We start from the raw sequence: 26,915 nt of genomic DNA, 5'->3' as shown, positions 1-26,915 counted from the left end.
CCATCGTTCGGAAGATCCGGTCAGACGTCGCCCAGACACCAGGCCAGGATACCCTTCTGCGCGTGCAGGCGGTTTTCGGCCTCGTCCCAGATCACGGACTGGGGCCCGTCGATCACGGATTCGGTCACTTCCTCGCCGCGGTGCGCGGGCAAACAATGCATGAACAGGGCATCGGGCGCGGCCAGCTTCATCAGGCGATCGTCCACACGGTAGGGCGTCAGCAGGTTGTGGCGCGACCCCGCGTCGGCGTCGCCCATGGACACCCAGGTGTCGGTAACGACCAGATCCGCCCCGGCGACCGCCGCGTCGGCGTCTTCGGTCACCTGAACATCCGCGCCCTCGCCCGCCGCCCAGGCCACCAGGTCGGGATTGGGGGACAGCGCCTCGGGGCAGGCCAGGCGCAACTGGTAACCGAACCGCGCGGCCCCGTGAATCCACGACGCGGCGACGTTGTTGCCGTCGCCGGCCCAGGCCACGGTGCGGCCCTTGATCCCACCCCGATGTTCCTCATAGGTCATGATGTCGGCCATGATCTGGCACGGGTGCGAGGCGTCGGTCAGGCCGTTGATCACCGGCACGGTGGCGTATTCGGCCAGATCGTGAAGTTTCTGCGGATCGTCCGTGCGGATCATGATGACGTCGCAATAGCGCGACAGCACGCGCGCCGTATCGGCCACCGTTTCGCCGCGGCCGAGTTGCGATTCATTGCCCGACAGCACGACGGCGCGGCCGCCCAGTTGCTGGATCGCGACCTCGAACGACACGCGGGTGCGGGTCGACGGCTTTTCAAAGATCATCACCAGCGTCTTGCCGGCCAGGGACGGGGGCGCCGAGCCCGCCGCCCCGTTCTTCTTCATCGCGGCCGCGCGGTCGAGAATCCGGCGCAGAGTGCCCGCGTCGGTCCGGTCGAGATCTAGGAAATGGCGAAGCGCGCTCATCCCGTCTTCTCCTCGGCCATGTCCGCCGCGATTTCGGCGCAGCTTTTGTCGAGCGCGGCGACCGCCTCGTCGATGTGGCTTTCCTCGAGAATCATCGGCGGCAGCATGCGCACGACGTTGTCGCCCGCCGGCACTGTCAGCACGCCGTTGTCGATCATCTTGCCGACCAGGATGCCGTTTTCCACGGCGCAGCGCATGCCGACCATCAGGCCCTGGCCGCGCACTTCGGTCAGCACCGTCGGATGCTTGGCGACGACGGCGCCCAGCCGGTCCCACAGCACGCGGGCCATCTTGTCGACATTGGCGAGGAACCCCGGCGCCAGGACGACGTCCAGCATCGCGCCGACCGCCGACATGGCGAGCGGCGTGCCGCCGAAGGTCGATCCGTGGCTGCCCGGCGTCATGGCCTTGGCGGCGGCCTCGGTCGCCAGCACGGCGCCGACGGGGAACCCGCCGCCCAGGCCCTTGGCCGTGGCCAGGATGTCCGGCGTCACGCCCGCCCATTCATGGGCGAACAGCTTGCCCGTGCGGCCGTTACCGGTCTGCACCTCGTCCAGCACCATGAGGATGCCGAATTCGTCGCACATTTCGCGGATTCCCTTGAGGAAGCCCGGCGACGGCGCCTTGATGCCGCCCTCGCCCTGCACCGGCTCGACCAGGATCGCCGCGGTCTGGTCGGTGATCGCGGCGCGCATGGCGTTCAGGTTGTCGAACGGCACGTGGTCGAAGCCTTCGGGCATGGGGCCGAAGCCTTCGCGGTGCTTCTCGCTGGACCCGGCGGCCAGATCGGTCAGCGACCGCCCGTGGAACGAGCCGTCGCAGCTGATGATGCGGTAGCGTTCCGGATGCCCGGCGCCGTGGTGGTAGCGCCGTGCCATCTTGATCGCGGCCTCCACGGCCTCGGCGCCCGAGTTGTTGAAGAACACGGTGTCGGCGAAGGAGTTGGCGACCAGAAGATCGGCGACCCGCTCCTGCCCGGCGACCCGGTACAGGTTCGAGACATGCCACAGGGTCTTCGCCTGCTCGGTCAGCGCGGCCACCAGTTTCGGATGGCAATGGCCGAGCGAATTGACAGCGATCCCCGATCCCATGTCGAGGAATCGTCGGCCGTCGTCCGCCCAGACGTACATGCCCTCACCCCTGACCAGGGCGAAGGCGGTCCGCGCGTAATTCGGCATGACGGCGCTGATCATTTCGCTCTCCTTTGGCTCAACGTGTCAAAACGGAAAAAAGCCCCCGTTTTCCAGGAGCTTCAACCATCTTCCTTACCAGGAAAGCCGCCGAGTATCGATATCTCGTGCCCCCTTGTCAACGGCGGCAAGATGACCGTTCGGCGACGGCTTTTGGGCGGGCCTCAGGCCTTCAGCTTGTAGCCCGTGCGGAACATCCAGGTACACAGCCACCAGAGCGCCCCGTTGATCGCCGCCATGACCGCGACGCCGATCCACAGGTTGCCGTCCGCATGGCCGATGAAGCCGTAGCGGAAGCCGTCGATCATGTAGAAGAAGGGGTTGAAATGGGCCGCCACCTGGGCGCCGTGAGGCAGGCTTTGCACCGTATAGAAGGTGCCCGACAGGAACGACAGCGGCGTGATGACGAAGTTGGTGACCGCCGCGATATGGTCGAACTTGTCGGCCCAGATGCCGCCGGCGAGGCCCAGAAGCGACAGCATCAGGGCCCCCATGACCGCGTGATAGACGACGAAGAACACGTCGTGCAGGCCCATGTCCACGGTCATCGCCATGGCCGCACCCACGACGACGGCGACGGCGACGCCGCGGGTCATGCCGCCGATGGCGAAGCCGAACACCAGTTCATGGGCGTTGAGGGGCGCCATCAGGCTGTCGACGATGTTGCCCTGGATCTTGCCGATGATGAGGGAACTTGAGGTGTTGGCGAAGGCGTTCTGGGCGATCGCCATCATGATCAGGCCGGGGGCCAGGAAGGTCATGAACGGCATGCCGACCACGACCCGGTGGTCCCCGCCGAGCGCCAGGGCGAACACGGCGAGGAACAGCATCGTCGTCACCAGGGGGGCGACCAGGGTCTGGGTGTAGACCTTGATGAAGCGCCGCACCTCGCGCAGGTAGAGCGTCTTCAGCCCGATCCAGTTGACCGCCCCCATGGGGGGCAGGCCGTCGGTCGCGGACGGCATGGTGGGCAGGGCGGCAAGGGGTGTCTGGTCACGCATCATCGCGCTCCTTATAAGATATGGCCATGGAGAGTCCAATCGGTTCCGACGATCCGGCGCCCGCCAAGGGTGCCAGGCGCAAGCCCCGGGGGCCCAAGAAGGCGACGCAGAGCCGTCTTGCCAACGCCGCCCTCCATTACCTTGCGCGCTTCGCCACCTCGGCCGAAAACCTGCGCCGGGTGCTGATGCGCCGGGTCGAGCGGTCGGCCCGCCACCACGGTACCGATGCGGAAGAAGGGGCCGCCTGGGTCGAGGACCTGATCCAGCGCTACCGGCGGGCGGGCCTGCTGGACGACGCCGCCTATGCCGAGGCGCGGGCCGGCGACATGCTGCGCCGGGGCACGCCGGTGAAAGGCGTGCGGTTCAAACTGATGCAGAAGGGTGTGGGGGCCGACGACATCGACAAGGCCCTTGCCGCCGCGACCGAGGACACGCCGGAGCCCGACCTGGCCGCCGCCGCCGCCCTGGCCCGGCGCCGCCGGCTGGGCCCCTACGCCGCCCCGGACAAACGGGCGGACCGGCGCGACAAGGACTTGGCGACCCTGGCGCGGGCTGGGTTCGATTACGACACGGCACGGCGCGTGATCGAGGCCGAGACCGTCGACGACCTGACCCGGATGCTCGACGATGTCTAAGGGGCCGCCGCTATTTCGGAACTTCGATGGCCTCGCGGCGGCGGATCAGGATCAGCTTGCCCTTGAACGAGATGCGGTCCTCCATCAGCAGCGCGGTGCCGAACTGGGGCACGTACCAGGCGTTGATTTCGACCAGGTCCCATTTCATGGACTTGGGTCCCTCGATCACCTTTTGCGAGATGTCGACCAGGTGGGCGGTGAACTCGCCGGCCGGCAGTTTCAAGACCTTGGAGCCGCGCACGCACAACGACGACTGTAGCTTGAACACCGGCTTGCCGTCCTTCTTGCCTTCGACGACGTAGTTGGCTTCGTTGCCTTGCTTCAGCGGCCACAGCTTGTCGTATTCCGGCACCTTGAAATCGAAATTCCAGCCGCCGCCGCCGGCGACACGGGCGAAGGCGCGGTACAGGGTCACGTCCTGGATCGGCCCCTTTCCCTGGATCGGTTCGCGGAACCAGCGCACCTTGTCGCCGTCGATGGTTTTCACCCGATAGCGGTGGTGGGTCACGTCCGGGGTTTTCGAATCCGGGTTATGGGTGATCTTGAAGATGAAATTGGCGTTTTCAGCAGGCGACAAATAGGGAATCGGCGCGTCCCCGTCCTTCGATGCGATGCAGGAGGCGGACGCCCAGGCGGAAGATGACGACGCCATCGCCCCGATCAAGGCCGCCACAAATGCGATAGTACGGGACAGGCCCATTCGGCTCCCCTTGGCTGTCACGGTGCGGGACGGCCCCGCCCTCGCCCCAAGAAGCAGTTTTATCCGGGCAACAGTCTAGTCAAGCAGGCCCAACATACAATAAACAACTGTTATGAAAGACATGACCGAGTTTTGGAATCTGGTTGTCGACGTGTGGCAACACGGCGTGATCGGCATCGACGTCGGCCGCATGGCCGCCGCCCTGGGGATTTTCCTCGTCTTCCTGATGTTGCGCGGTCTGCTGACCCGCTTCCTCATGGGCTGGCTGCGCATGATGACCAAGCGCACGGCCTGGACCCTGGACGACCAGATCCTGGCGACCATCGAACCACCGGTCCGCTTCGTGCCCGTGGTCATGGGCCTGTTCTTCGCCTTCCAGGTCCTCAAACTCGTGGGCACGCCCGACCAGATGGCGTCGAACCTGGTGCGCTCGCTGATCGCCTTCACCATTTTCTGGGCGCTTTACCGGGCAGTCGATCCCTTGAGCGTGCTTCTCCATCGCCTCGACCGGATCTTTTCCACGGAACTGGTGGAATGGATGGCGCGTGCGATCCGCGTGCTGGTGTTCATCATCGGCGCGGCGGCGGTGTTGGAAATCTGGGGCATCAAGGTCGGCCCGATCATCGCCGGGTTCGGCCTGATCGGCGTCGCCGTCGCGCTCGGCGCCCAGGACCTGTTCAAGAACCTCATCGCGGGCCTGCTGATCCTGGCGGAAAAACGCTTTCACAAGGGCGATTGGATCCATGTCGAAGGCGTGGTCGAAGGCCATGTCGAGACCATCGGGTTTCGCTCGACCATGATCCGCCGGTTCGACAAGGCGCCGGTCATGGTGCCCAATTCGCAGCTGTCGGACACGGCGGTCATCAATTTCACCGCCATGACCCACCGCCGCATCAAATGGCTGATCGGGGTCGAATACCGCACCACGATCGACCAGTTGCGCCAGATCCGCGACCAGATCGCGGCCTATATCGAGGAAACACCGGAATTCGCCCCGGCGACGGATGTCTCGACCTTCGTGCGCATCGACAGTTTCGGCGATTCCTCCATCAACATCCTGGTCTACTGCTTCACCATCACGACGAAATGGGGTGAATACCTGGAGATCAAGGAACGCCTGGCCTACAAGGTCATGGACATCGTCCACGGCGCCGAGGCGGCCTTTGCCTTCCCGAGCCAATCGATTTATGTGGAAAGCCTGCCGGGCGACGACGCGCCGGAAATCTTCCAACCGCCCACGGGGCCGGGCTCCGCCGGGAAGGCATGACACCGGTCCCGCCGGCCACCGAACAGACAACAGGGGAGCAGCCATCATGGCCATCACCATCTATCACAACCCGAAGTGCAGCAAATCGCGCCAGACCCTTCAATTGCTGGAGGACAACGGCGTCGCCCCGGAAATCGTGCTGTACCTGGAAACCCCGCCCACGATGGACGAGATGAAGGAGCTGTTGCGCAAGCTCGGCCTGAAGGCCGCCGATATCCTGCGCGCCGCCGAAGCCAAGGAAGCGGGCCTTGCCAAGGACATGGACGAGGACACCCTGATCAAGGGCATGATCGCCAATCCCCGGTGCATCGAACGGCCGATCGTCGTCAAGGGCGCCAAGGCGGTTCTCGGGCGGCCGCCGGAGAACGTTCTGGCGCTTGTCTGACACGGACCTGACAGACCGCCCGAACCGCCGAGTTTTATTGTAATCCTCGTAGGTTACGAGGCTTGCGGTTCCGCCAGGGACACTTCAATATGTGCGCGCGGGGGGAGCGTGGTTACAGATCACTTCTCTGACCTGCCCGAAGATCACCCAAACGGGGCGCGGGCGGATCGGACGAACACTAGCGACAGCGGACAAAGGGGCCGCTGATATCGTGGAGGACTGATGGCCGCCGACGACCGCGCCAGCCCGGATCAATCCCCGGTGGACGTCAATGACGCCCGCGCCGCGTGGGAATCGCTTCCGGAAGAAGAACGCACGGCGCTCCGTGACCGCGAGGCCGCGCGCCTGTTCGCCATCGGCTCCGACCATCAACGGAACGGCCGCCTGGAAGAGGCGATCCCCGATTACACCCGGGCCCTCGCCCTCAATCCCAATCTGGCCGAGGCCTATAACAACCTGGGCGTGGTGCTGCGCGCCACGGGCCGGCCGGAAGCCGCCGTCGCCTGCTACCGGCGGGCCATCGCGCTGAAGCCGCGCAATGCGTCGTCTCATTCCAACCTGGGCAACGTTCTGCGCGACCTTGGCCGGTTCGAGGCCGCCGTGGCCAGCCACCAGCAGGCCGTGCACCTGGACCCGAAAAATCCCGACACCCTGCACAACCTGGGCGTGGCGCTGCGCGACCTGGGCCGCCGCGACCAGTCCCTCGACTGTTTCGAGCGCGCGCTGGACCACAATCCGGATCATATCCCGAGTCTGCTTGACCGCGGACGGTCGCTGTTGCTGGCGGGCGAATATGCCGCCGGTTTCAAGGACCTGGAAGCCCGCTTCCGAATGCGCCGCTTCCAGTTGCGCGGCATGGACACGCCGCGCTGGACCGGCGCCAAGGTCAAGGGCAAGACGGTGCTGGTGCCCTGCGAAGGCACCCCCGGCGACATCATCCAATTCGCCCGCTACATTCCCATGATCAAGGCCCAAGGCGCCAATGTCGTTCTCGAAGCGCCCGCCGCGCTGGCCGATCTTCTGGCCACGGTGCCCGGCGTCGATAAGCTGGTGATCCAGGGCGCGGCCCTGCCGAAATTCGATCTGCACGCGCCATTGCTGTCGCTTGCCGCCATCTTCAAGACCACCGCCGCCAAGGTGCCGGCCGCGACCCCCTATATCGCCCCGCCCGACCCGGGGGCCTTTCGCCTGCCGCCGGGCGGCGATTTTTTGAAAGTCGGGATCGCCTGGGAAGACGAGCGGACGCCGGTTCATGTCACGCCGACGCCGGGGCTGCGCCCGTTCCTTGACCTGGCCGGCTTGGCCGGGGTCACGTTGTTCGGCCTGCAGACGGGCCCGGCATCGGGCGACCTGAAGGCACAGGGCGCGGATGCCCTGATCATCGATGTGGCGCGCCGGGCCGGCGGGCTGGCCGGTCTTGCGGCTTATATCGATCAGATGGATCTGGTGATCGCCGTCGACGGCGCCGTCGCCCATATGGCGGGCGCGCTCGGCAAGGAAACCTGGCTGATCGCCCCGGCCTCGCCCGATTGGCGCTGGGGCACCTCCGGCGACGCCACGCCCTGGTATCCGACCATGCGCATCCTGCGCACGGAACGGCGGGGCGACTGGGCGGCCTTGCTGGACCAGACCCGGCGCGGCCTGCGGGCCCGGGTGCGGCGCGGCGATGGGGCCTAGGCCCTTTTCCTAGAAACGATAGCTGTAGCGCAGGCCGATGTTTTCCAGGCCTTCGTTGTGATCGCAGATCTTGGCGTTCGAGATATGGTCGAAGATGGCCGCGATCTTGTGATGCTCGGTCAACTGCCAGCCGAGGGTGAACGATTCCCGGAACAGTAGATGGCAGCCCAAGTCCTTCTTGTCCAGGGCCCCTGAATCCGTCTCGCCGTCGTGATAGGCGCCGCCGACGCTGAGCCCGGCGAACAGGCCCTTCCACAGATTCCATTCATAGCTGAGACCGGCGAACACCTGGCTGGTGTCGCCCTCGGAATTGATGTTGGCGCCGATGTGGGGCTCCGGGCTCCAGATGATGTCGAGGAACTTGGGCGAGGCGAAGCGGATTTCGATATGCCCGTCATAGCCGTCTTCCTTGGAGTTGGAGAACGGCCCGTCATCGTGGATCAGGGCGCCGATGGAAATTTCGGAAACGATGCCGCCGAGCGGCTTGCCCCGCGAACTGGCGCGGGCCCCCCGTTCCGTGCCGCCGGGCCACAGCGGTCCCGTTTTCGACGACATCGGCGCCGTGGGTTGGGCCTGCGGCTGCGGTGCCGGCGCGGAGGCCGGAACCGGGCGGACCTGAGGCCGGGGCGCCGGGCGCGCCGGCATGGGGGCGTAAACCGGCTGGGCCACGCGGCCTGCGGCGGGCTGTCCCGGCCGGGCCTGGTCCCACTCTTTGGCCGGGCGGGCGGCAAAAGGATGGGTCTTGCCCATCAGAATTCGGATGTCGTATCCGGTCGACGCACTATCCGCCCGCGCACCGGAAACAGCCACCATGCAGAGCCCCAAGCCCACGCACAATCCCTTGAACTTATTATACAAAATAGCCCCTCACTCGCTCACAGGACGCCGCTTTCGGCGTTCCTCTGTCCCCGGCCTTATCCCTGGTATTCAGCCACGATAAGGAAGCAGATCGGCCTTAAACAAGGGTAAACCTTCTTTCTGTTTAATGGACGGGGCGGCAATCGTCCAGCGCCGCCGTCGGCTCCGGTTGGATCAGGCAACCGGAGAATGGACGGATAGCGTTCAACAAGCAGGCCAAGGTCCGTGAACAGCAGGAAACAACAGTTCCGCGACAAGGACATCATCTTCCGCGAGGGGGATCCGGCGACCCGTGCCTTCACCATCATCGCCGGCAAGGTCGAACTGATGACCGAGGTCGACGGCAAGGAAAAGCATCTGGGTGTTCTTGGCCCGGGCAAGACCCTGGGCGACGCGGATGTCGCGCACGGCCGCCACAAATCGACGGCGATCGCCGCCGGCACGGTGACCTTGCGCCCGCTCGACCAACAGGCCCTGGCCCTGGTCAAGACGCCGGTTCAGGGGAGCGGCCTGTTGGCCCGCCTGCTTGCCCCCTTGGCCGCGCCGAACACCGGGGCACCACGCCGCCGGCTCTCCCTGTTCGGCTGGTTCCGCCAGATCAAGGAAGCCAGTCAGCCCGCCGACCCGACCCGCATCGAGATCCGCGTTGCGGCCCTGCCCCCCGAAGGCCAAGCCACGGAAGACTTCGGCGCCGACAGCGGCACCGCGCCGGACCCTGAAACCCTGATCCTCGACGCCTTCGCCGACCTGGAGGGCGTGCGCGCCCGGCCCTTGAAGAAGCCCCTCGCCCTCCCTGAGGACACGGAACCCGGGAACCGCGCGAACCGTCTGCATTGGGCGGCGCGCCAGGCCCTGGCCCAGGCCGAGGCAGACATCCTGATCTGCTTCGAGCTGGCCCCCGACGGCAAGCGCCTGACCCTGCGGTTCCTGCCCCTGGGCATCCAGAACGAGGACCCGCCCGGAATGTTTCACGCAGCCCAGGCGCTGGTGCTGCCGGCCCAGCCGGACCCGGCCCTGACGGCCCTGGCGACGGCCGTCGCCCTGACGGCGACGATCCCTCTGACCGAGGTCAAGAAAAGCCGCCTCGCCAAAGTCCTGCCCCAGGCCATGGAACGCGCGGCCCCGGCCATCGAAGCCCTGGGCACGGCACCCGACATCACGGACCGCGACCGTGCCATCGCCCGGCTGTTTTTCGCCAACCTGTTGACGCTTCAGCCGGGCCCGGCGGGACAGCTTGAGGGTTACCGCATGGCCGCCGATATCTACGGCCAGGCCATCGCCTTCCTGAAGGATGACAGCGACGCCTTCGACCGCGCCGTGGCGCAGCGCGCGCTCGGTGCGATCCTGCCGACCCTGGCACCAGAATGGGAAACCCTGGAGATGCCGGTCGACGACGAACACAAGGCGGCCGGGCCGATGGCCCAGGCGATGGCGCTTCTGGAAGCGGCGGCCGAGCAGTTCACCCGCGACCTCTACCCCAAGGAATGGGCGGCGTTGCAGAACCGGATGGGGCAGATCTGCTATCGCATCGACGCCCAGGAAGGCGACCAGGATCTTTTGAAACAGGCCCTGAACCACTATCAGGCCGCCTTGCAGGTGTTCAACCGGGTCGACCATCCCATGCGCTGGGCCGAGGTCATGAACAACATCGGCCAGGCGGCGGCGATCCTGGGCGAACAACTGAAATCGGTGGAGCTGTTCGAAAAAGCCATCGAGGCGTGCTCCGGCGCATTGGAAGTCCGTCACAAGCTGGACCATCCGCTGCTGTGGGCGGCGACCCAGAACAACCTGGGCTCGGCGCTGTTCATGCTGTCCAAGCTGACCCACGATCCGGGTCAGTTGGAGGCCGCCCGCGAGGCCTTTTCCCTGGCCAAGGGCGTGTACGAGGCGCGTGGCGCCCACCGCCTGACCATGATCACGGAAAAGAACCTGTCTCGGGTCGAGCGCCTGATGGATATCGCCCGGCCGAAGTCGCCGCCGCCCTTGCCGTGGGAGCCCAAGGATTACGCCCCGCATCTGGCCGAAACGTCCGGCGGCGCCGACGATGACGAGGAAGAAGGCGACATGTCTGTCTATGACGCCCCCAAGGACGACGATGACGACCGCGGCCTCAAGAGCCGGGCCGCCGGCGCCTGACCCCCGCCCGGCCGCCAAGGGGACTTGCACCCGGCGGCGAAGATATTACATTTAGGGCTCAGCGCCGCGACCAAGCCATCGGACCGGCGCCGCGCGATAACCCAAGGACCGCGGACGGACCCATGACCAGCTTACGTTCACCCATCGGATCGGAGATCACCTGGCGCCAGCCGGACGGTGAACTGGTGTCCTGCGAGGAGAAGCTGAAGGTCCTGAACGAGAACCTCGAGGAAATCCGCCAGTACTGCCAGGATGCCTTCGAGGATGCGATCCTCATGGGCTGCGACGAGGCCCAGGTCCGCGAAGTCCTGCAATCCGTCGTCGACGCGATCGAGAACCCCTACAAGGGCCGCGCGTCCTAACCTAATTTTTCAAGACGCGCCTAATCCGCACCGATGAAGCGGTCGGCGAAGGTGAAGGGATCGGGGCTGGGCTTGCCGAAATACCAGCCCTGGCCGTAGTCGATGCCGCAATAGAACAGCTTGTTGGCGGCTTCCTTGTCTTCGACCATTTCCGCGACCGTGTGCACGCCCGCGGACGAGCACATCTTGGCCATCGACGACAGCATGTCGCGGCCCTTGTCCGAGGCGCAGGCCCGACGCACCACGGGGCCGTCGAACTTGACCACGTCGACGTCGAGGGCATTGAGGTAATCGAAGCTGGCGGATCCCGCGCCGAAATCGTCGAGACAGAACTGGAACCCGCGCGAGCGGATTTCCTGGATCACCTTGTTCAGGGTTTCCAGGTCTTCGGCCTCGGCCGATTCCGTCAGCTCGAACATCACCCGGCGGTTCATGTCGCGGCGGCTTTCGAGAACCTGGATCAGGCGCTGCACGAACTGCGGCTGGGCCAGCGACAGGGACGACAGGTTGACCGCCACCGGCGGCAACGGCCCGCGCTTCGCCATATGGCCCAGAATGTCCATGACCTGACGGACCACGGCAAAATCGAAATCGACGATCAGGCCCAACTGTTCGGCAAGGGTGATGATCTGGAACGTGGTCTTGGCGCGGGTCTGGTCGCGGAACCGGGACAGGGCCTCGAAATGATGAACCCGGCCCAGGCGCAGGTCGCAGATCGGCATGAACACCAGATCGAAGTCGCAGCGTTCCGTCGTGTCCTTGATGAATTTCACGGTTTCCACCGTGTCCTGCATCATGTCGTCGAGCGCGTCGGACAGTTTCTCGACCGGCAACCTGGCCTTGCCGGTACAGAACTGCTGCATGGTATGGACCAGGGCGCGGGCGACCTGGTCCTCGCTGAGCCCGGCACCATCGGCGTCCAGGGTCGAAGAACGGGCGCCGAACTCGGCGGCCTTGTCGCCGAGAAGCTGTTGGGCCGCTTCCTCGACCTTCATGTTCACGGCCTCGGGATCGACGTCGCCGCCGTGGACATAGGCGAAGTTCTCGGCGTCCAGCTGGCCCGCGGTGCTGCCGCCGAGCGAATGGGTTTTCAGGATGCTGCCGACGGCGGTCATCAGGTTGCGTTTTTCACTCGCACCCAGGGTTTCGGTCAGGGACTTGACGTTGTCCAGACGCACGAAGGTGAGCTGCCCCCTGGCCCCCGTGCGGTCGTAGTCCTGGATACGTTCGATCGCGGCGCGGGTGAAGGACTCGCGCTCCAACACGCCCGACCATTCGTCCTCGATCAGGTCTTCGGCCGGGACATGGGTCTTGCGCACCGGTTCGACCTTCAGCGCCAAGAAATAGTGGTCCTCGAAATCAGGCATGCGATAGCCGGAAAACACCACGGGAATGCGTTTTCCGGCGATGCTTTTCAGGTCGAGGACAACGTCCTCCAGTCGGCCGTTGCGGCCGCCGCCGGCCAGCAGATCACGGGCATAGGTCTTGTGCTCGTCACCGACGAAGTCGAGAAACGACGAGCCCAACAGGGTTTCCGGCGTGGCGCCCAGCACCGGGGTCACCCCGGCGGCGAAGGCGATATTGTAGTTGCCGTCCAGTTCGAGAAGCAGGTCCGCGCGGCAGAAGGCCAGGGCCACGAAGCGTTCGCGGTCGGTCTTGCCTTGGATGCGGGATTTCGCCGCGGGTTTGGCCTTGGCAGCCGCACCCGTTTTCCCCACCGTATCGTCCCTGTCCGCGTCGGTCATGGCGGCCCCCAAACCATTGAGCGCGATCTCGTTCATGTCGAGCCTACCTCACCCCGTCGCCGGGGTCCACGGGCGGCCCCCCTGGCCGACCTTATGGGAAAAGCGTAGGGATGCGGGGCCGCGCCATCTGTGACGGGCGGCACAATTTTGAAATTAAAGGAAAATGAGTTGCGCGGCCGTTACGAGCCGGCGGCGTCCTCGACCAGGTCCGTCATGCGCTTGGCGATCGCGTTGTAGCGATAGTCGGAGATGCGGAACACCCACGGGCCGGTGCGCGCGCGCAAGCCATCGGCCTCGGCCGTGCCCTCACCGCCGGCAATGTCGAGCGACACCCAATATTCGGCCGCCGGCCCCTTGGGGTCGCCCTTGGGCAATTCGATCAGGGCGGTCACGGTCAGCCCGTCAAAGGTTTCGTATACGACGCGGGTCGCCGTGGCCGGATCGACCGGATGCTTTTCGCGGCGCGCGACGTCCATGATCTTGTACTCGTCAATGGCGGATGCGATGCCGTTGACGCTGAACCGGCTTTTCACCTTCTTGCCGTCGGGAACGCCGTTCAGGACGAAATCCAAATCCCCCTGCTGTTCCTTGAAGATGGAAATCTTCTCGCCGTCGGCGTGATGAATTTCGACGCGGCGGATGCGCTTGGTCGGAATATCGAAGATGTCGGTCTCGATCCATTCGGAAATCAGCTTGCCGATTTCGATGGAACCCTTGGCCAGCCAGGCCTGCTCCTTGCCGGGAATGCGGAAATAGGTGCCGCCCTCGGCCGAACCTTCGAGCGCACTGCGGGCCGTGCCGATCACCATGTCGACCATCGGCCGCCCGCCCTTGTCGTTGAGGCGCAGGCTGATCGCCTTCGATCCCACGGCATCGGGATCGCCCAGATCAAGCCGCGGAAACAGTTCCGGGGTGGCGGTCTTGGGCGCCAGATAGGTGAGTTCCGCCACGCGCAGCGCCAGCGCGTTCACCTGGCTTGCCTTCGCCGGGTACATGTCGCGGTTGGCAATACCCCAGTCCCCGGCATCCTTGGCGTTGCGCTTGAAGGTCAGCACGCCGCCTTCGTGGCTTTCGATGCGCACCGTGTCGACATCGTTCAGGTTGTCGATCAGGCCGGGCACCACCGGATCGCCCAGGTTCGCGTAAGCCGCGTCACCGGGACGGGTGATCACGGCGGCGGCGGCGGCAATGACGCCCAGCACCGTGGCGACGAGAAGGATCAGAAAGTTTTTCGCGCTCATGCCGGCTCTCCCCTATTCCGTCACCGGCCGCGCGCCGGCGCGGCTCAAGCGGCGAACAACGGCGATGACCAGGGCGGCAAATCCCAGGATCAGGGGGATGGCCGCGATGTTGAGGAACTTCAGCCAGGCGTCCAGCGCGTCGATATCCTTGCGCAGCGCGTGCTGCACGTTGCGCAGATCGTGGCGGATATCGATCATCTTGCGGCGGAATTCGGCGATTGCGGTTTTTTCCTCCGCCGTCAGGATGGCTTCGCCGTTGGCCCCTTCGCGGTTGGTCAGGCCTTCGATCCGCTTTTGCGTTTCCTGTAGTTCCTGGGCCAGCTTTTCCTGCTCGGCGCGGAACTTGCGCTCGGCCTCAAGCTGGATTTTCTCGACCATCAGGAACGGGCGCTTGGAATCCCCGCGCGAACGCAGGCCCAGCAGCACATCGCCGCCGGACAGATTCTCGACCGCGTTGATGACGAAGTCGCTGTTGCCCGCATAGGGCACCATAAGCTGTTCGCCGTTGACGTTGCGAATTTCCGCCCACAGGCCTTCGTGCAGAACGTCGGTATCGGCGACGATCACGGCGTTGAGCGGCTTTTGCGATTCCGCCAGATGGGTTTTGGCCTTCTCGGCACGGGCCTTCTCGGCGTCCGGGCCCTCGCCGATCAGCGGCGGCCCGTCGGGGAACGCCGACTTGACCGGGCCGGTTACCCGCGCGGCCATGACCAGCTTCTTGCCCGACGGCTTGAAATCGCGGAACAGGCCGACGATGTCGATGCGGCCCTGTAGCTTGGCGACGTCAAGGGCCTCGGAATTCTCCGAGGTGGTGACAAGCGGCCGAAACGTCGTGGTCGCGCCCTCGGCCGGCTCGATGATCCCGGCCGAACCGACGTTAAGGTCGCGGATGTCGGCGACCACCGCGTCGGTGGTGTCCAGATTACGCCGGTCGAGCGAATTCCACGCCACGTAATCGACCTGGGTGATCTGGCCTTCGTGACGGACGTTGACGCGGCGCGCCGATTGCAGGTCGGCGGCGACCTTGTCCTTGATGAAGGTGACGCCCCAGGATTTCAGAAGCCGGTCGATGTCCGACGGGCCCGCCGGCGCCTGAGGGTTGGGGGCCTCGGTTTCCGCGTTGGGGTCGATGAAGGCGAGCACCCGCCCGCCGCGCATCACGAACTGGTCGATGGCGTACAGGGTTTCGTCGCTGAGATTTTTGGGATGAACCAGCATCAGCATGCCGAATTCCGGCGGCACGGCGTTGAACTCGGCCGGCATGGTGCGGACGTCGAACAGTTCGCGGATCTGGTTGATCACGGCCCAGGCCGGCACCGGCCGCTGGCCCATCATGAAGCCGCCTTCGACCGGCAGGCGCGCGACCATGCCGACAACCGGCCGGTCCAGGGTCGCCAGCGAATAGACCAGCTTGGTCAAATCGTATTCCAGGAACGGCTCGCGCTCCGTCGTGAAGTAGGGAATGACGGCCTTGCCGTCGACGGAATTGGTGCCGGCCAAGCCGAAATAGCCGCGGTCGCCGGACTGGTCATAGGGCAGGCCTTGCAGGCCGAAGGTGACGGCCTCGTCCTCGACCTCGGAAAAGGCCTCCGGGTTCTTGACCTCAAGCCGAATCTTGCCGCCCGAGATGTTGACGTAGCGTTCCAGAAGCTCGCGCACGCGGTTGGCGTAGGCCTGATGGCCCGGATAGCTTTCGCCCAGCGCCCGGGTAAAATAGAGACGCAGCGTGATCGGTTCCGTCAACGAGGTCAGCACTTTGCGCGTGCCGTCCGACAATGTGTAGAGGCCGCGTTCCGTCAGGTCGACCTGGGCCGAGCGCAGGGACAGATTGACCGCCAGGTTGACGGCGAGGAACAAGACGGCGGCGAGGCCCACGCCGATCACGGCGAGACGGTTGCGGTCGATGGTCTTCAATGCGTTCATGACTGTTCCCGCCCCCTACGCCGATTTCTTCACTTCGACGACGATCACGTTGGTGAACAGGAAGAACGCGATCAGCGACACGAAGAACAGCACGTCGCGCAGGTCGATGACGCCGCGCATGACCGCATCGAAGCGGACCAGGAAGCTGAGGCTGGCCACCGTGTCGACGATCAGCGCCGGCGCCCAGGCCTGGAAGAAGTTGAGCACCAGGTCCAGGCCACTCATGGTGAACAGGAAGCAGACCGTGGCCGAAATGATGAAGGCGATCACCTGATTCTTGGTCATGGCCGACATGCAGGCGCCGATCGACATGAAGGCCCCCGCCATCAGGAAGCTGCCGACATAGCCCGCGACGATGACACCGTTGTCCGGCTCGCCCAGCACGTTGACGGTGACCCAGACGGGAAAGGTCAGCGCCAGCGCGATGCCGCAGAACGCCCAGGCGGCCAGGAACTTGCCGAGCACCGCCTGCGTCGTGGTCACGGGCAGGGTCATCAGCAGTTCGATGGTCCCGGACTTGCGTTCCTCCGCCCACAGGCGCATGGCGACGGCGGGGATCAGGATCAGGTACAGCCAGGGATGAAAGCGGAAGAAGGCTTCCAGATCCGCCTGGCCGTTTTCGAAGAAGCGGCCGAGATAGAAGGTGAAGGCGCCGGTCAACGCCAGGAAGATGACGATGAACACCAGTGCCAGCGGCGTCGCGAAATAACCGGCCAGTTCGCGCTTGGCGATGATCCAGATGTTACGCATGGCCACCCCCCTGGGTGATCGCGCGGAACACCTCGTCCATATGTCCGCGCTCGACGTACATTTCCTCGGGCGTCACGTTCTTGGACCTCAGCAAATCGCCGACCGGAAGCACGATGGACGCCCCCGCCTTGGGCCGGGCGCGGAAGGCCGCCGTGCCGTTCACCGGATCGCCCAGCGCGTCCACGCCCGCGACCTGATCGAGCGCCGCCAGCCCGGCCACGATGTCGTCGGCCTGATCGGCGGCCAGCTTGACCACGACCGCGTTGTGGCGTGCGTCGCGGCACAGAAGCTGTTCCGGCGTGCCGTCGGCCAACAGCTTGCCATGGGCGATGACCACGGCACGGGTACAGATGGCTTCGACCTCTTCCAGGATATGGGTCGAGATGACGATGGCCTTGTCGTGGGCCATGTCCTTGATGAGGCTGCGGACCTGATGTTTCTGATTGGGATCGAGGCCGTCCGTCGGCTCGTCCATGATCAGGACCTCGGGGTCGTGGAGGATCGCCTGGGCCAGGCCGACGCGGCGCTTGAAGCCCTTGGACAGGGTTTCCACCGGGCGGTTGAAGACCTCGTCGAGGGCCGCCATTTCGCGCACCCGGTCGACGCGGCGGCCGATCTCGGCGCCGTTGAAGCCGCGAATCTGAGCGATGAAGCGCAGGAAGGACGAGACCCGCATGTCGCCGTAGGTCGGCGCCCCTTCGGGCAGGTAGCCGATCGCGGCCTTCACGGCCATCGGTTCGGTCACCACGTCGTGGCCCTGCACCCGGGCGGTGCCGCTGGTCGGCGTCAGGTATCCGCAGACCATCTTCATGGTCGTCGATTTGCCGGCGCCGTTGGGGCCGAGAAAGCCCAGCACCTCGCCCCGCCGGACGGCCATGGACACGGCGTCGACGGCGGTCAGGTCACCGAACCGCTTGGTCAGATTCTCAAGAACGATCATGTCAGACATTGCGCGTCACCAACCCCCACTGGCGTGCGTGATCCCACGGGACGGGGACCGGCGCAATGATAATCGCGAATATGTCCGGAATGCGGCAATCGCAATTCACGGCCCCCTTCTCCCACTTGTTGCCGGTTGTTGATCAACCTTGAACGGCTGGGCAGATAGTCCCATCCAGCGGAAGTTTGCAACCCCCCCGACGCAAGAAATTTTACTTGGGGATGCCTAAACAGCCATGGAATGGCGTCCCGCCGAGGGGATGCCGACCGGGTTCAGGTAACCGTCGAACACAGCCGCCACGGCCCGCATCAAGGGGCGTGCGGATTCGGGAATGGTGACCCGGGCGCCCGCCACACGGACCAGGCCGTCGCCCTCCATGGCGTGGAGGCGCGTCAGCTCGGCGGCGAAGGCGGCGGTGCCGCCGAAGTGCTCCAGGTCGACCGCCATGTCGCACATCAGGCGTTCGATCACGGCGCGGCGGCGGCGGTCGTCGCCGCTCAGGGTCAGCCCCTTGACGGTGGCAAGCCGCCCGGCTTCGATCCGGCGGCGGTAGGTGCCGCTGTCGGGCGCGTTCTGGACATAGCCGCCCGGCAACTGACCGATGGCCGAGGCGCCGAAGGCGAGCAGCACGTCGGCCGTATCGGTGGTGTAACCCTGGAAGTTGCGGCGCAGGCGGCCCGCATCCAGCGCCCGCGCCAAGCCGTCGCCCGGCGTTGCGAAATGGTCCAAACCAATGCGCCGGTAGCCGTAGCGGGCCAGACGCCGGGCCGCCGCCTCGGCCTGCTCGAAGCGGCCATGGGCATCGGCCCGAGGCAGGCCGTCAAGCAGACGCTGATGGCTTTTCATCCAGGGCACATGGGCATAGCCGAACAGCGCGATGCGCTGGGCCTCAAGCTCCGCCACCTGGTCGACGGTGGCAAGCACGCGGTCGACGGTCTGCAGCGGCAGGCCGTACATGAGGTCGAGATTGATCTCATTGATCCCGGCGCCGCGCAACATGGCGACGGCACGCCGGACCACGGACAGCGGCTGCACCCGATTGATGGCCTGCTGAACGTCCTCGTTCAGGTCCTGCACCCCGATGCTGACCCGGGTCACGCCGGCCGCCGCCATGGCCTCGGCCATGTCGCCGGTGAGCACACGCGGATCGACCTCGACCGCCGTCTCCGTGTCCGGGCCGAAGGCAAAGGATCGCCGCAAGTGGCCCATCAAGGCGAGAAAATCGTCGGCCCCCAGGATATTGGGTGTGCCGCCGCCGAAATGCACATGGGACACGGCAAGCGGTTCCCCGACGTTCGCCGCGACCAAGTCGATCTCCGCCGTCAGGTCGGTCACATAACCGGCGATGGGGGCGTAGCGGCGGGTGATCTTGGTATTGCAGCCGCAATAGGTGCAGAGCTCGCGGCAATAGGGGATATGCAGGTAAAGCGACACCGGCCCGTCCCCCGGGCCGAGGGCCGTCAGCCAGTCCGCGTACGCCGCCGCGCCGATGCCGTCGTGAAACTGCGGCGCCGTGGGATAACTGGTGTAGCGCGGCACGGGACCGCCATATTTTTCAAGAAGATGCCGGTCCATGGTCGGGTTCCATCCGTTGGGCCGCGGGTCACCCGCGGGCAGGCGCCCATATCACCGCGGAACGGGTCGGAGGAAATTGATCTGGCGCAAATTCCGGGGAAATAAGCCCATGGGTCCATCAGGGCGCGGCGTTGATCCGCCAGTCGTAGGCATGGTCGTCGATTTCCGTGCGTCCGGCGAGGCGGGCCTTCAGGTCGGGCCCGGCGTACCGCGTCAGATGCGCCAGCACGCCCGCCTCCGTGCCGCCGAAATCATCGATGAACCAGTCGTAGATTTTGGACACGATCAGCCTTCCGGCGGCGTCGGTGCGCGCCCCGCGCGCGCTGTTGACGTAGGTTTCCGCCGCGGCGGTCAGCATGCGGTCCACCGTGTCGCCCGTGTAGGGCTGGGCCGCTAGGTCGGGGCAGCCGATGGACGCACAGTTGACCGCGTAATGCAGGCGGGGGTCGCGCCAGATCGGACGCAGGATGCGATGTTCGATATCGTCGAGGGCAAGTTTTTCACCTTCCACCCCGGCCAGCTTCTTGCCCCAGGGCCCGTCGGAAAACAGGCCTGGCGAGATGTCGATGTCGCGGATCGAGGACACCGGCCAATGATCGAGGATCACCTTTACCGTCAGCGCGTTATAGAGGTTGATCCAGAAGGCCATCTGTTCCCGCCGGTTCAGGCCGGAGACCGCGACCGCCTCCATCTTCGCGACATAGGCCGCGAGATCCGCATGGTCGGCCGCCGTGACGCGGGCATAGTCGACCCTGTTGGCCCCCCCGGGCTCGACGCGCAGGTAACGGGCGAGGAAGCGGCCCCAGGCGCCATGATTGACACGCGCCGTCGATGCCGGGTCGTGGGCCTGCCAGCGGTCCCACATTTCGGCCTTGGGCCCGCCGGCCGACGCGGGCGCGGCAAGGACGGCGACAAGCAGAAAGACGGCGGCGCGGATCATCGGCAAGGTCCTGAAAAGCAGGGAACGGCATCGGCGTCATAGATAGAATAATCCGCGGGCAGGCGCCCTACACAGCCGTTCACATCCCCGTCACCGGCCCGCGGATGCCCGGTCACGGGGCGGAAATCGCCCTTTAACGCCGGTTTAACTGGAAATCCGCGACGATGCCCCTTATATCGGGTCGTTAAATACCCTGGGAAAACGAACATCTTAAGCCTTTGAAGAGGTGCCTCATGGCGATCAAATGGACGCCCGACTCCTGGCGCGGCAAGCCGATCCTTCAGGTTCCGGAGTATCCGGACACGAAGGCCCTGGAAACCGTCGAAGCGCAGCTGAAGCGCCGGCCGCCGCTGGTTTTCGCCGGCGAGGCGCGCTCGCTGAAGAAATCCCTGGCCCAGGTGGCCGAGGGCGAGGCCTTCCTGCTGCAAGGCGGCGATTGCGCCGAAAGTTTCGCCGAATTCCATCCGGACAACATCCGCGACACCTTCCGCGTGCTGTTGCAGATGGCGGTCGTGCTGACCTTCGGCGCGGCCCTGCCGGTGATCAAGGTCGGCCGCATGGCCGGGCAGTTCGCCAAGCCGCGTTCGGCCCCCACGGAAGTCATCGACGGCGTCGAACTGCCGTCCTACCGGGGCGACATGGTCAACGGCATGGAGTTCACGCCGGAATCCCGCATTCCCGATCCCGAGCGCCTGATGCAGGTCTACAACCAGTCCGCATCGACCCTGAACCTGCTGCGCGCCTTCGCCCAGGGCGGCTATGCCGACCTGCACAAGGTCCATCAGTGGAACCTGGGCTTCGTCGCGGACTCGGCCGAAGGCGAGAAATACGCCGACATGGCCGACCGCCTGGACGAAACGCTGGGCTTCATGGCCGCCTGCGGCCTGACGTCCGAGACCACGCCGCAGATTCGCGAAACGGATTTCTACACGTCCCACGAGGCGTTGTTGCTGTGGTACGAGCAGGCCCTGACGCGCATCGATTCGACCACCGGCGACTGGTACGACACCTCGGCCCACATGCTGTGGATCGGCGACCGCACCCGCGATCCCGACGGCGCCCATGTGGAATTCATGCGCGGCATCAACAATCCGATCGCCTTCAAGGCCGGCCCGTCCCTCGACCCGGACGAAATGATCCGCCTGATCGACCTGCTGAACCCGAAGAACGACCCCGGGCGCATCACCATCATCGCCCGCATGGGATCGGACAAGATCGCCCAGGGCCTGCCGCCGCTGGTGCGCAAGGTGAAATCCGAGGGCCGCAAGGTCGTCTGGGTCACGGACCCCATGCACGGCAACGTCATCAAGGCGTCCAGCGGCTACAAGACCCGGCCGTTCGACCGCATCCTGTCCGAAGTCCGCGACTTCTTCGCCGTGCATCAGGCCGAAGGCACCCATGCCGGCGGCGTGCATCTGGAAATGACCGGCCAGGACGTGACCGAATGCACGGGCGGCGCCCAGGCGATCACCGACACGGACCTCAGCGACCGCTATCACACCCATTGCGATCCCCGGCTCAACGCCCGTCAGGCGCTGGAACTGGCGTTCCTGGTGGCGGAAATGCTGAAGGAAGCCCGTACGCCCAAGCTGAAACAGGCCGCCCTGCCGTCATAGACGCGGACCGTCAGGCGGCGCGGCGGGGAGACATTCCATGGACGGGCCACCGGACGACATGGCCGACAAGACGCGGTTCGAGGACCAGATCACCCGCTGGGCCGATCATTATTTCCTGCGCACCAAGCAGGCGGTCCGCCGCTTCGGCGACACCCAGGTCACCTATGCGATCTTCATGCGCCGGCCCGTCGTGTTCGCGCCGCGTATCGCGCTGGACTGGCTGACGCAAGCCGCCCGCGCCCGGTCGACCGACTTCAAGGTCGAACCCAATTTCGCCGAGGGCCAGTGGGTCGGCGCCGGCGAGCCCCTGATGTACGTGACCGGATCGCTCGAACATCTGGTCGATCTGGAAACCCTGCTGCTCCAGAAACTGGGGGCCTGCTGCGTCGCCGCCAACAACGCCTATGTCATGTGCGCGACCCTGCCCAAGGTCGCCTTCATGGCCATGGACGCGCGCCACTGCGCCGGCACGGAAATGGCCGACCAGATGGCCTATGCGTGCTCCGTCGGGTCGCAGGCCGCGCGCGACCAGGCCGGGGCCAAGGGCTTCATCGGCAACGCGACCAAGGCGACGGCCCATCACTTCGGCAACACGGACGGCATGGGCACCATGCCCCACGCCATGATCGGCTACGCCGGATCGACCCTGCGCGCGGCGGAAATGTACGCCGAGACCTTCCCGGGCGAGCCGATGACCGTGCTCGCCGACTATTTCGGGGCCGAGATCACGGACGCGCTGGCCGTCTGCGCCCATTTCCCGGACCTGCTCGCGGCGGGCAAGCTCGCCTTCCGCCTGGATACCCACGGCGGGCGCTACATGGAAGGCCTCGACCCCCAGGAAAGCTACGCCGTGCTGGAACGCCACGTGCCGCTGGCCGTGCGCCGCTACCGCAATGAAAAGGAACTGCGCTATCTGACCGGCACGGGCGTGTCGGCGGCCGCCATCTTCCTGTTCCGCGAACGCCTCGACGCCGCCGGACATCACAAGGCCCGGATCGTCTGTTCGTCCGGCTTCGACGTCGAGAAATGCAAGGTCATGGCCGACGTGGAGGCGCCCATCGACGTGGTGGGCACGGGATCGTACCTGCCCAGCAACTGGAACGAGACCTACGCCACCGCCGACATCATCGCCTATGACGGCACGCCGCGCGTGAAACTGGGCCGCGAGTTCCTGTTGCGGCGGCCCGGCAAGGACACGTAACGCCGCCGATTCCGCGCCGGTTTCGTTGACACGTTCCCCCGCCGTCCCTACCCTGCCGCCGCCTGACCGACCCCTTCTGAAAACCCGAACACCGCGAAGCTTTCATGACCGAAACCCTGGCCATCGCCATTGCCCAGATCAACCCGACCGTCGGCGACGTCGCGGGCAACCTGGCGCTCGTCCGGGACGCCCGGGCCGCGGCCGCCAAGCTGGGCGCCGATCTGGTGGTCACGGGGGAACTGGCGCTGTGCGGCTATCCGCCGGAAGACCTGGTGTTGAAGCGCTCGTTCCAGGACAGGATCGAGGAAGCCGTGAAGACCCTGGCCACGGAAACCGACGACGGCGGCCCGGCCGTGCTGACCGGCGCCCCCTGGCGGGACAAGGGCAAGCTTTACAACGCGGCCCTGCTGCTCGACGGTGGCGAGGTCCAGGTCGTGCGCCTGAAGCATGAGTTGCCCAACTACGGCGTGTTCGACGAAAAGCGCCTGTTCGCGCAAGGCCCCCTGCCCGGCCCGGTGCCGTTCCGGGGGGCCAGGCTCGGCGTCATGGTCTGCGAGGACATGTGGTTCGAGGACGTGACCGAATGCCTGGACGAAAGCGGCGCGGAAATGCTGATCGTCCTCAACGGATCCCCCTATGACGTGGAAAAGGGCGACCAGCGCCTGTCCTATGCGGTTTCCCGGGTCAAGGAATCGGGCCTGCCGCTGCTCTACGCCAATCTGGTCGGCGGGCAGGACGAACTGGTGTTCGACGGCGGCTCCTTCGTGCTCGATGCCGACTGCGCCCTGACGGCCAAGATGGCCTGCTGGCAAAGCGACGTGGCCCTGACCAAATGGACCCGCGACGGCGAGGCCTTCCGGCCCGAGACGGCGGCGATCACCGCCGCCCCCGACGACACGGAATCCATCTACCGCGCCATGGTCCTGGGGCTGCGCGACTATGTGAACAAGAACGGCTTTCCGGGCGTGGTCCTGGGCCTGTCCGGCGGGGTCGATTCGGCGCTGTCCGCCGCCGTCGCCGTCGACGCCCTTGGGGCGGACCGGGTGCTGACGGTGATGATGCCCTCGCCCTATACCTCCGCCGACAGCCTGGAAGACGCCGCCGAGGCGGCGACGCTCATGGGCACGCGGCTGGAAAGCGTGCCGATCGAACCGGCCATGACCGCCTTCGACGCCATGCTGGCCCCCCTGTTCGCGGGCCGCGACAAGGACATCACCGAAGAGAACATCCAGGCCCGCACGCGGGGCCTTCTGCTGATGGCGATCAGCAACAAGTTCGGCCATATGCTGCTGACCACGGGCAACAAGTCGGAAATGTCCGTCGGCTACGCCACCATCTACGGCGACATGAACGGCGGCTATTCGGTGTTGAAGGACGTCTACAAGACGACCGTGTTCAAGCTGTGCCATTGGCGCAATCAGCATTGCCCGGCGGACTTCCTGGGCCCGAAGGGGCGCGCGATCCCCGAGCGCACGATCACCAAGCCGCCCAGTGCCGAGCTGCGCCCCGACCAGAAGGACCAGGATTCGCTGCCGCCCTATGAGGAGTTGGACGCCATCCTGATGTGTCTGGTCGAAAAGGAAATGGGCTTCGACGCCACGGTCAAGGAAGGCTTCGACGCCGAGGTGGTGCGCCGCATCTGGGTGCTTTTGGACCGCGCCGAATACAAACGCCGCCAAGCCCCGCCGGGGGTCAAGATCACCGGCCGCGCCTTCGGCCGCGACCGCCGTTATCCCATCACCAACGGATTTACAAAGCAGTTCTGATGACCCTTCGCCTGCACAACACCCTGACCCGCGACAAGGTCGATTTCAAACCGATCGACGACAAGAACGTGCGCATGTACGTCTGCGGTCCCACGGTCTACGACTTCGCGCACATCGGCAACGCCCGGCCCGTGGTGGTGTTCGACGTGCTGTACCGGCTGCTGAAGCGGCTTTATCCCGCGCCGGACCACAAGGTCACCTATGTGCGCAACATCACGGACGTGGACGACAAGATCAACGCCCGCGCCCAGGAAACCGGCCGCCCCATCGAGGACATCACCAAGGAAACGGCAGCCCAGTTCCACGCCGACATGGCCGCCTTGGGCGCCCTGCCCCTGCCCCGCAAGTACGAGCCGCGCGCCACGGACCACATTCCCGAAATGATCACCATGATCGAAACGCTGATCGCCAAGGGCTTCGCCTACGAGGCCGAAGGGCACGTGCTGTTCAGCGTGCCAGCCATGGACGACTACGGCAGGCTGTCGCGGCGCGACCGGGACGAGCTGATCGCGGGGGCCCGGGTCGAGGTCGCGCCCTACAAGAAGGATGCGGCGGATTTCGTGCTGTGGAAACCGTCGCCAGCGGAAGACGGCCTGCCCGGCTGGCCCAGCCCCTGGGGCCGTGGGCGGCCTGGTTGGCACATCGAATGCTCGGCCATGTCGGCCAAGATCCTGGGCCCGACCTTCGACATCCACGGCGGCGGCCAGGACCTGATCTTCCCCCACCACGAGAACGAAATCGCGCAAAGCCGCTGCGCCCACGGCACGGACGTGATGGCCAGCGTGTGGATGCACAACGGCTATCTGATGGCCGAGGGCGAGAAAATGTCCAAGTCCCTGGGCAACTTCTACACGGTCCATGACCTTTTGCAGGAATTCCCCGGCGAGGCCATCCGCCTGACGCTGCTGAAGACCCATTACCGCCAGCCGCTCGACTTCACCAAGGACGGCATCCGCGAGGCGAAGGCGGAGTTGGACGGCTTCTATGGCGCCCTGCGCGGCGTCCCCGTTGCGGACAGCGATGAGGCTTCGGCGGCCCTGATGGATGCGCTCTGCGACGACCTGAACACGCCGTTGGCGATCAGTCAGCTTCACAGCCTCGCCGCCGCCGCCAACAAGGCGGATCACGCGGCCAAACCGGCGGCGGCCGGGGTCCTGAAATCCGCGGCCGGCGTTCTGGGCCTTCTTCAGCAGGACCCGGAAGCCTGGTTCAAATGGCAGCCGCCGGTCAAGACGGGCGGGCTTTCCGACGCCGAGATCGACGCCTTGATCGCGGAGCGCGTCGCCGCCCGCCAGGCCAAGGATTTCGCCCGCGCCGACGAGATTCGCGGCATCCTCACCGCCGAGGGCATCGCGGTCGAGGACAGCGCCGGGGGCGCGACTTGGCGGCGGATTTAGATTAAGTGGATTAGCCGCCGAAGGCGCGGAAGCGGCGGCGGATTTCCTGTTCCGAGGCATCGCGCGGCGGCTCGCGCATGGCGGCGGCCTCCGCCTTGCTGCGCTTGGTCCCGGACCATGTTTCCGACGACGGGGGCAGGGGCGAATCGTCCGCCGCCAGATGCGCCGCGTATTTATGGAACAGGCCGACGCAACGCTGGTAGGCCATGACCTCCAACTCGTCGTAGCGCAGCTTCAACCCCGCCGGCAGGTCGAACCAGTCGACGTCGATGATCGCCCCCTCGTCCACGCGCCGCTCCATGACATGCAGGGTCGCGCCGAATCGGGTTGCCCCGTCGTACAGGGCAAAGCCCGCGGCCCAGCTTCCCGGATAGGTCGGCGGGCCGGGATGAAAGTTGTAGGCCGGGCCCGGCAAGGCATCGAGAACATCAGACGGCACCACGACCCCGGTGCAGAAAGCGATCAGCCGCCGGCCCGCGTTGGCGGCGGCCCCGCCCGCCAGATCGAGGGCGCGACGCAGGGAATCCGCGCCATCGACGTGGTTGACGTGAACGGTCGGGTTGTGGGCCATCAGGACAGCCGCCAGATGGGGCCCCTCGACGTCGCCGGTCAGCAGGATGATCTCATGCGGCATGGCCGAACGCTAGCACGCCACCCGCCATGCGGCGAGCC

General features: G+C 65.7%; 23 protein-coding genes. 10 read left to right on the top strand and 13 right to left on the bottom strand.

Going from position 1 to position 26,915, the window contains the following annotated elements:
• Positions 1-20 precede the first annotated feature (20 nt).
• The 3 genes from argF to RJ527_09665 all read right to left on the bottom strand — a co-directional run bounded on the left by argF (position 21) and on the right by RJ527_09665 (position 3,093).
• Positions 21-938, bottom strand: coding sequence for an ornithine carbamoyltransferase (gene argF, locus RJ527_09675; GenBank protein ID WND74316.1), 918 nt, complete (start codon positions 936-938; stop codon positions 21-23).
• Positions 935-2,131 carry an aspartate aminotransferase family protein gene (locus RJ527_09670; protein ID WND74315.1) on the bottom strand — a complete coding sequence of 399 codons (1,197 nt, stop codon included), beginning with the start codon at positions 2,129-2,131 and terminating at the stop codon, positions 935-937. Before RJ527_09670 ends, argF begins: the two co-directional genes overlap by 4 nt.
• 161 nt (positions 2,132-2,292) lie before the next feature.
• On the bottom strand, positions 2,293-3,093 hold the full coding sequence (locus RJ527_09665; GenBank protein ID WND78044.1) for an ABC transporter permease: 801 nt from the start codon (positions 3,091-3,093) through the stop codon (positions 2,293-2,295).
• A gap of 62 nt (positions 3,094-3,155) precedes the next feature.
• Between RJ527_09665 and RJ527_09660 the strand changes: the two genes are divergently transcribed.
• Positions 3,156-3,764 carry a RecX family transcriptional regulator gene (locus tag RJ527_09660; protein ID WND74314.1) on the top strand — a complete coding sequence of 203 codons (609 nt, stop codon included), beginning with the start codon at positions 3,156-3,158 and terminating at the stop codon, positions 3,762-3,764.
• A 10-nt stretch (positions 3,765-3,774) separates the two neighbouring features.
• Here RJ527_09660 and RJ527_09655 read toward each other — a convergent pair whose 3' ends face one another.
• Complete coding sequence (locus RJ527_09655) at positions 3,775-4,464, bottom strand: hypothetical protein (GenBank protein ID WND74313.1); 690 nt, start codon at positions 4,462-4,464, stop codon at positions 3,775-3,777.
• A 121-nt stretch (positions 4,465-4,585) separates the two neighbouring features.
• Between RJ527_09655 and RJ527_09650 the strand changes: the two genes are divergently transcribed.
• The 3 genes from RJ527_09650 to RJ527_09640 all read left to right on the top strand — a co-directional run bounded on the left by RJ527_09650 (position 4,586) and on the right by RJ527_09640 (position 7,793).
• Positions 4,586-5,731, top strand: a complete 1,146-nt coding sequence (locus tag RJ527_09650; protein WND77994.1) for a mechanosensitive ion channel family protein — start codon at positions 4,586-4,588, stop codon at positions 5,729-5,731.
• A gap of 43 nt (positions 5,732-5,774) precedes the next feature.
• A complete protein-coding gene (arsC, locus tag RJ527_09645; protein WND78043.1) occupies positions 5,775-6,116 on the top strand; it encodes an arsenate reductase (glutaredoxin) in 342 nt (113 codons plus the stop codon).
• Between the two features lie 222 nt (positions 6,117-6,338).
• Positions 6,339-7,793 carry a tetratricopeptide repeat-containing glycosyltransferase family protein gene (locus tag RJ527_09640; protein ID WND77993.1) on the top strand — a complete coding sequence of 485 codons (1,455 nt, stop codon included), beginning with the start codon at positions 6,339-6,341 and terminating at the stop codon, positions 7,791-7,793.
• Between the two features lie 9 nt (positions 7,794-7,802).
• On the opposite strand, the gene RJ527_09635 is transcribed toward RJ527_09640, so the two are convergent.
• Positions 7,803-8,606, bottom strand: coding sequence for an acyloxyacyl hydrolase (locus tag RJ527_09635; protein ID WND77992.1), 804 nt, complete (start codon positions 8,604-8,606; stop codon positions 7,803-7,805).
• Between the two features lie 270 nt (positions 8,607-8,876).
• On the opposite strand from RJ527_09635, the gene RJ527_09630 reads away from it, so the two are divergent.
• Positions 8,877-10,787, top strand: a complete 1,911-nt coding sequence (locus RJ527_09630) for a cyclic nucleotide-binding domain-containing protein (GenBank protein WND77991.1) — start codon at positions 8,877-8,879, stop codon at positions 10,785-10,787.
• A gap of 122 nt (positions 10,788-10,909) precedes the next feature.
• Positions 10,910-11,149, top strand: coding sequence for a hypothetical protein (locus RJ527_09625; GenBank protein WND77990.1), 240 nt, complete (start codon positions 10,910-10,912; stop codon positions 11,147-11,149).
• 20 nt (positions 11,150-11,169) lie between these two features.
• Here the strand turns inward: RJ527_09625 and RJ527_09620 are convergent, their stop codons facing one another.
• The 7 genes from RJ527_09620 to RJ527_09590 all read right to left on the bottom strand — a co-directional run bounded on the left by RJ527_09620 (position 11,170) and on the right by RJ527_09590 (position 20,263).
• Positions 11,170-12,930 (bottom strand): EAL domain-containing protein, encoded by a 1,761-nt coding sequence (locus RJ527_09620; protein WND77989.1) that lies wholly within the window; start codon positions 12,928-12,930, stop codon positions 11,170-11,172.
• Between the two features lie 143 nt (positions 12,931-13,073).
• Positions 13,074-14,135: a DUF4340 domain-containing protein gene (locus RJ527_09615; GenBank protein ID WND77988.1), complete on the bottom strand. Its 1,062-nt coding sequence runs from the start codon at positions 14,133-14,135 to the stop codon at positions 13,074-13,076.
• A 12-nt stretch (positions 14,136-14,147) separates the two neighbouring features.
• Entirely contained in the window at positions 14,148-16,058 is a 1,911-nt protein-coding gene (locus tag RJ527_09610; GenBank protein WND77987.1) for a Gldg family protein, read from the bottom strand.
• A gap of 15 nt (positions 16,059-16,073) precedes the next feature.
• Positions 16,074-16,808 (bottom strand): ABC transporter permease subunit, encoded by a 735-nt coding sequence (locus RJ527_09605; protein ID WND77986.1) that lies wholly within the window; start codon positions 16,806-16,808, stop codon positions 16,074-16,076.
• A complete protein-coding gene (locus tag RJ527_09600; GenBank protein ID WND77985.1) occupies positions 16,801-17,757 on the bottom strand; it encodes an ABC transporter ATP-binding protein in 957 nt (318 codons plus the stop codon). The genes RJ527_09605 and RJ527_09600 overlap by 8 nt, the downstream gene beginning before the upstream one ends.
• Before the next feature lie 216 nt (positions 17,758-17,973).
• Positions 17,974-19,323, bottom strand: coding sequence for an oxygen-independent coproporphyrinogen III oxidase (hemN, locus tag RJ527_09595; protein ID WND77984.1), 1,350 nt, complete (start codon positions 19,321-19,323; stop codon positions 17,974-17,976).
• Positions 19,324-19,441: 118 nt separating this feature from the next.
• On the bottom strand, positions 19,442-20,263 hold the full coding sequence (locus tag RJ527_09590) for a DUF547 domain-containing protein (GenBank protein ID WND77983.1): 822 nt from the start codon (positions 20,261-20,263) through the stop codon (positions 19,442-19,444).
• Positions 20,264-20,496: 233 nt separating this feature from the next.
• Here RJ527_09590 and RJ527_09585 point away from each other — a divergent pair, with 233 nt between their 5' ends.
• The 4 genes from RJ527_09585 to cysS all read left to right on the top strand — a co-directional run bounded on the left by RJ527_09585 (position 20,497) and on the right by cysS (position 26,243).
• Positions 20,497-21,879: a 3-deoxy-7-phosphoheptulonate synthase class II gene (locus RJ527_09585; GenBank protein WND77982.1), complete on the top strand. Its 1,383-nt coding sequence runs from the start codon at positions 20,497-20,499 to the stop codon at positions 21,877-21,879.
• A 58-nt stretch (positions 21,880-21,937) separates the two neighbouring features.
• Complete coding sequence (locus tag RJ527_09580) at positions 21,938-23,080, top strand: nicotinate phosphoribosyltransferase (protein WND78042.1); 1,143 nt, start codon at positions 21,938-21,940, stop codon at positions 23,078-23,080.
• A gap of 104 nt (positions 23,081-23,184) precedes the next feature.
• The gene (locus RJ527_09575; GenBank protein WND77981.1) at positions 23,185-24,846 is read left to right on the top strand and encodes an NAD+ synthase; all 1,662 of its coding nucleotides are present in this window, start codon (positions 23,185-23,187) and stop codon (positions 24,844-24,846) included.
• Entirely contained in the window at positions 24,846-26,243 is a 1,398-nt protein-coding gene (gene cysS / locus RJ527_09570) for a cysteine--tRNA ligase (GenBank protein ID WND77980.1), read from the top strand. Before RJ527_09575 ends, cysS begins: the two co-directional genes overlap by 1 nt.
• 10 nt (positions 26,244-26,253) lie before the next feature.
• On the opposite strand, the gene RJ527_09565 is transcribed toward cysS, so the two are convergent.
• On the bottom strand, positions 26,254-26,877 hold the full coding sequence (locus tag RJ527_09565; protein ID WND77979.1) for a formyltransferase family protein: 624 nt from the start codon (positions 26,875-26,877) through the stop codon (positions 26,254-26,256).
• Between the last annotated feature and the right edge of the window lie 38 nt (positions 26,878-26,915).

The sequence above is a fragment of the Thalassospiraceae bacterium LMO-SO8 genome (genome assembly GCA_031655335.1).
Taxonomy (GTDB): Bacteria; Pseudomonadota; Alphaproteobacteria; order Rhodospirillales; family Casp-alpha2; genus UBA1479.
This window is presented reverse-complemented; position numbering and strand designations above follow the sequence as displayed.

What these genes read in the sequence shown, in the direction of transcription:
- argF (WND74316.1), bottom strand. Translation starts at nt 938, where the DNA reads ATGAGCGCGCTTCGCCATTTCCTAGATCTCGACCGGACCGACGCGGGC.
- RJ527_09660 (WND74314.1), top strand. Translation starts at nt 3,156, where the DNA reads ATGGAGAGTCCAATCGGTTCCGACGATCCGGCGCCCGCCAAGGGTGCC.
- RJ527_09665 (WND78044.1), bottom strand. Translation starts at nt 3,093, where the DNA reads ATGCCGTCCGCGACCGACGGCCTGCCCCCCATGGGGGCGGTCAACTGG.
- RJ527_09565 (WND77979.1), bottom strand. Translation starts at nt 26,877, where the DNA reads ATGCCGCATGAGATCATCCTGCTGACCGGCGACGTCGAGGGGCCCCAT.
- RJ527_09650 (WND77994.1), top strand. Translation starts at nt 4,586, where the DNA reads ATGACCGAGTTTTGGAATCTGGTTGTCGACGTGTGGCAACACGGCGTG.
- RJ527_09600 (WND77985.1), bottom strand. Translation starts at nt 17,757, where the DNA reads ATGTCTGACATGATCGTTCTTGAGAATCTGACCAAGCGGTTCGGTGAC.
- RJ527_09670 (WND74315.1), bottom strand. Translation starts at nt 2,131, where the DNA reads ATGATCAGCGCCGTCATGCCGAATTACGCGCGGACCGCCTTCGCCCTG.
- RJ527_09625 (WND77990.1), top strand. Translation starts at nt 10,910, where the DNA reads ATGACCAGCTTACGTTCACCCATCGGATCGGAGATCACCTGGCGCCAG.
- hemN (WND77984.1), bottom strand. Translation starts at nt 19,323, where the DNA reads ATGGACCGGCATCTTCTTGAAAAATATGGCGGTCCCGTGCCGCGCTAC.
- cysS (WND77980.1), top strand. Translation starts at nt 24,846, where the DNA reads ATGACCCTTCGCCTGCACAACACCCTGACCCGCGACAAGGTCGATTTC.
- RJ527_09635 (WND77992.1), bottom strand. Translation starts at nt 8,606, where the DNA reads ATGGTGGCTGTTTCCGGTGCGCGGGCGGATAGTGCGTCGACCGGATAC.
- RJ527_09580 (WND78042.1), top strand. Translation starts at nt 21,938, where the DNA reads ATGGCCGACAAGACGCGGTTCGAGGACCAGATCACCCGCTGGGCCGAT.
- RJ527_09620 (WND77989.1), bottom strand. Translation starts at nt 12,930, where the DNA reads ATGAACGAGATCGCGCTCAATGGTTTGGGGGCCGCCATGACCGACGCG.
- RJ527_09585 (WND77982.1), top strand. Translation starts at nt 20,497, where the DNA reads ATGGCGATCAAATGGACGCCCGACTCCTGGCGCGGCAAGCCGATCCTT.
- RJ527_09575 (WND77981.1), top strand. Translation starts at nt 23,185, where the DNA reads ATGACCGAAACCCTGGCCATCGCCATTGCCCAGATCAACCCGACCGTC.
- RJ527_09655 (WND74313.1), bottom strand. Translation starts at nt 4,464, where the DNA reads ATGGGCCTGTCCCGTACTATCGCATTTGTGGCGGCCTTGATCGGGGCG.
- RJ527_09615 (WND77988.1), bottom strand. Translation starts at nt 14,135, where the DNA reads ATGAGCGCGAAAAACTTTCTGATCCTTCTCGTCGCCACGGTGCTGGGC.
- RJ527_09640 (WND77993.1), top strand. Translation starts at nt 6,339, where the DNA reads ATGGCCGCCGACGACCGCGCCAGCCCGGATCAATCCCCGGTGGACGTC.
- RJ527_09590 (WND77983.1), bottom strand. Translation starts at nt 20,263, where the DNA reads ATGATCCGCGCCGCCGTCTTTCTGCTTGTCGCCGTCCTTGCCGCGCCC.
- RJ527_09605 (WND77986.1), bottom strand. Translation starts at nt 16,808, where the DNA reads ATGCGTAACATCTGGATCATCGCCAAGCGCGAACTGGCCGGTTATTTC.
- RJ527_09610 (WND77987.1), bottom strand. Translation starts at nt 16,058, where the DNA reads ATGAACGCATTGAAGACCATCGACCGCAACCGTCTCGCCGTGATCGGC.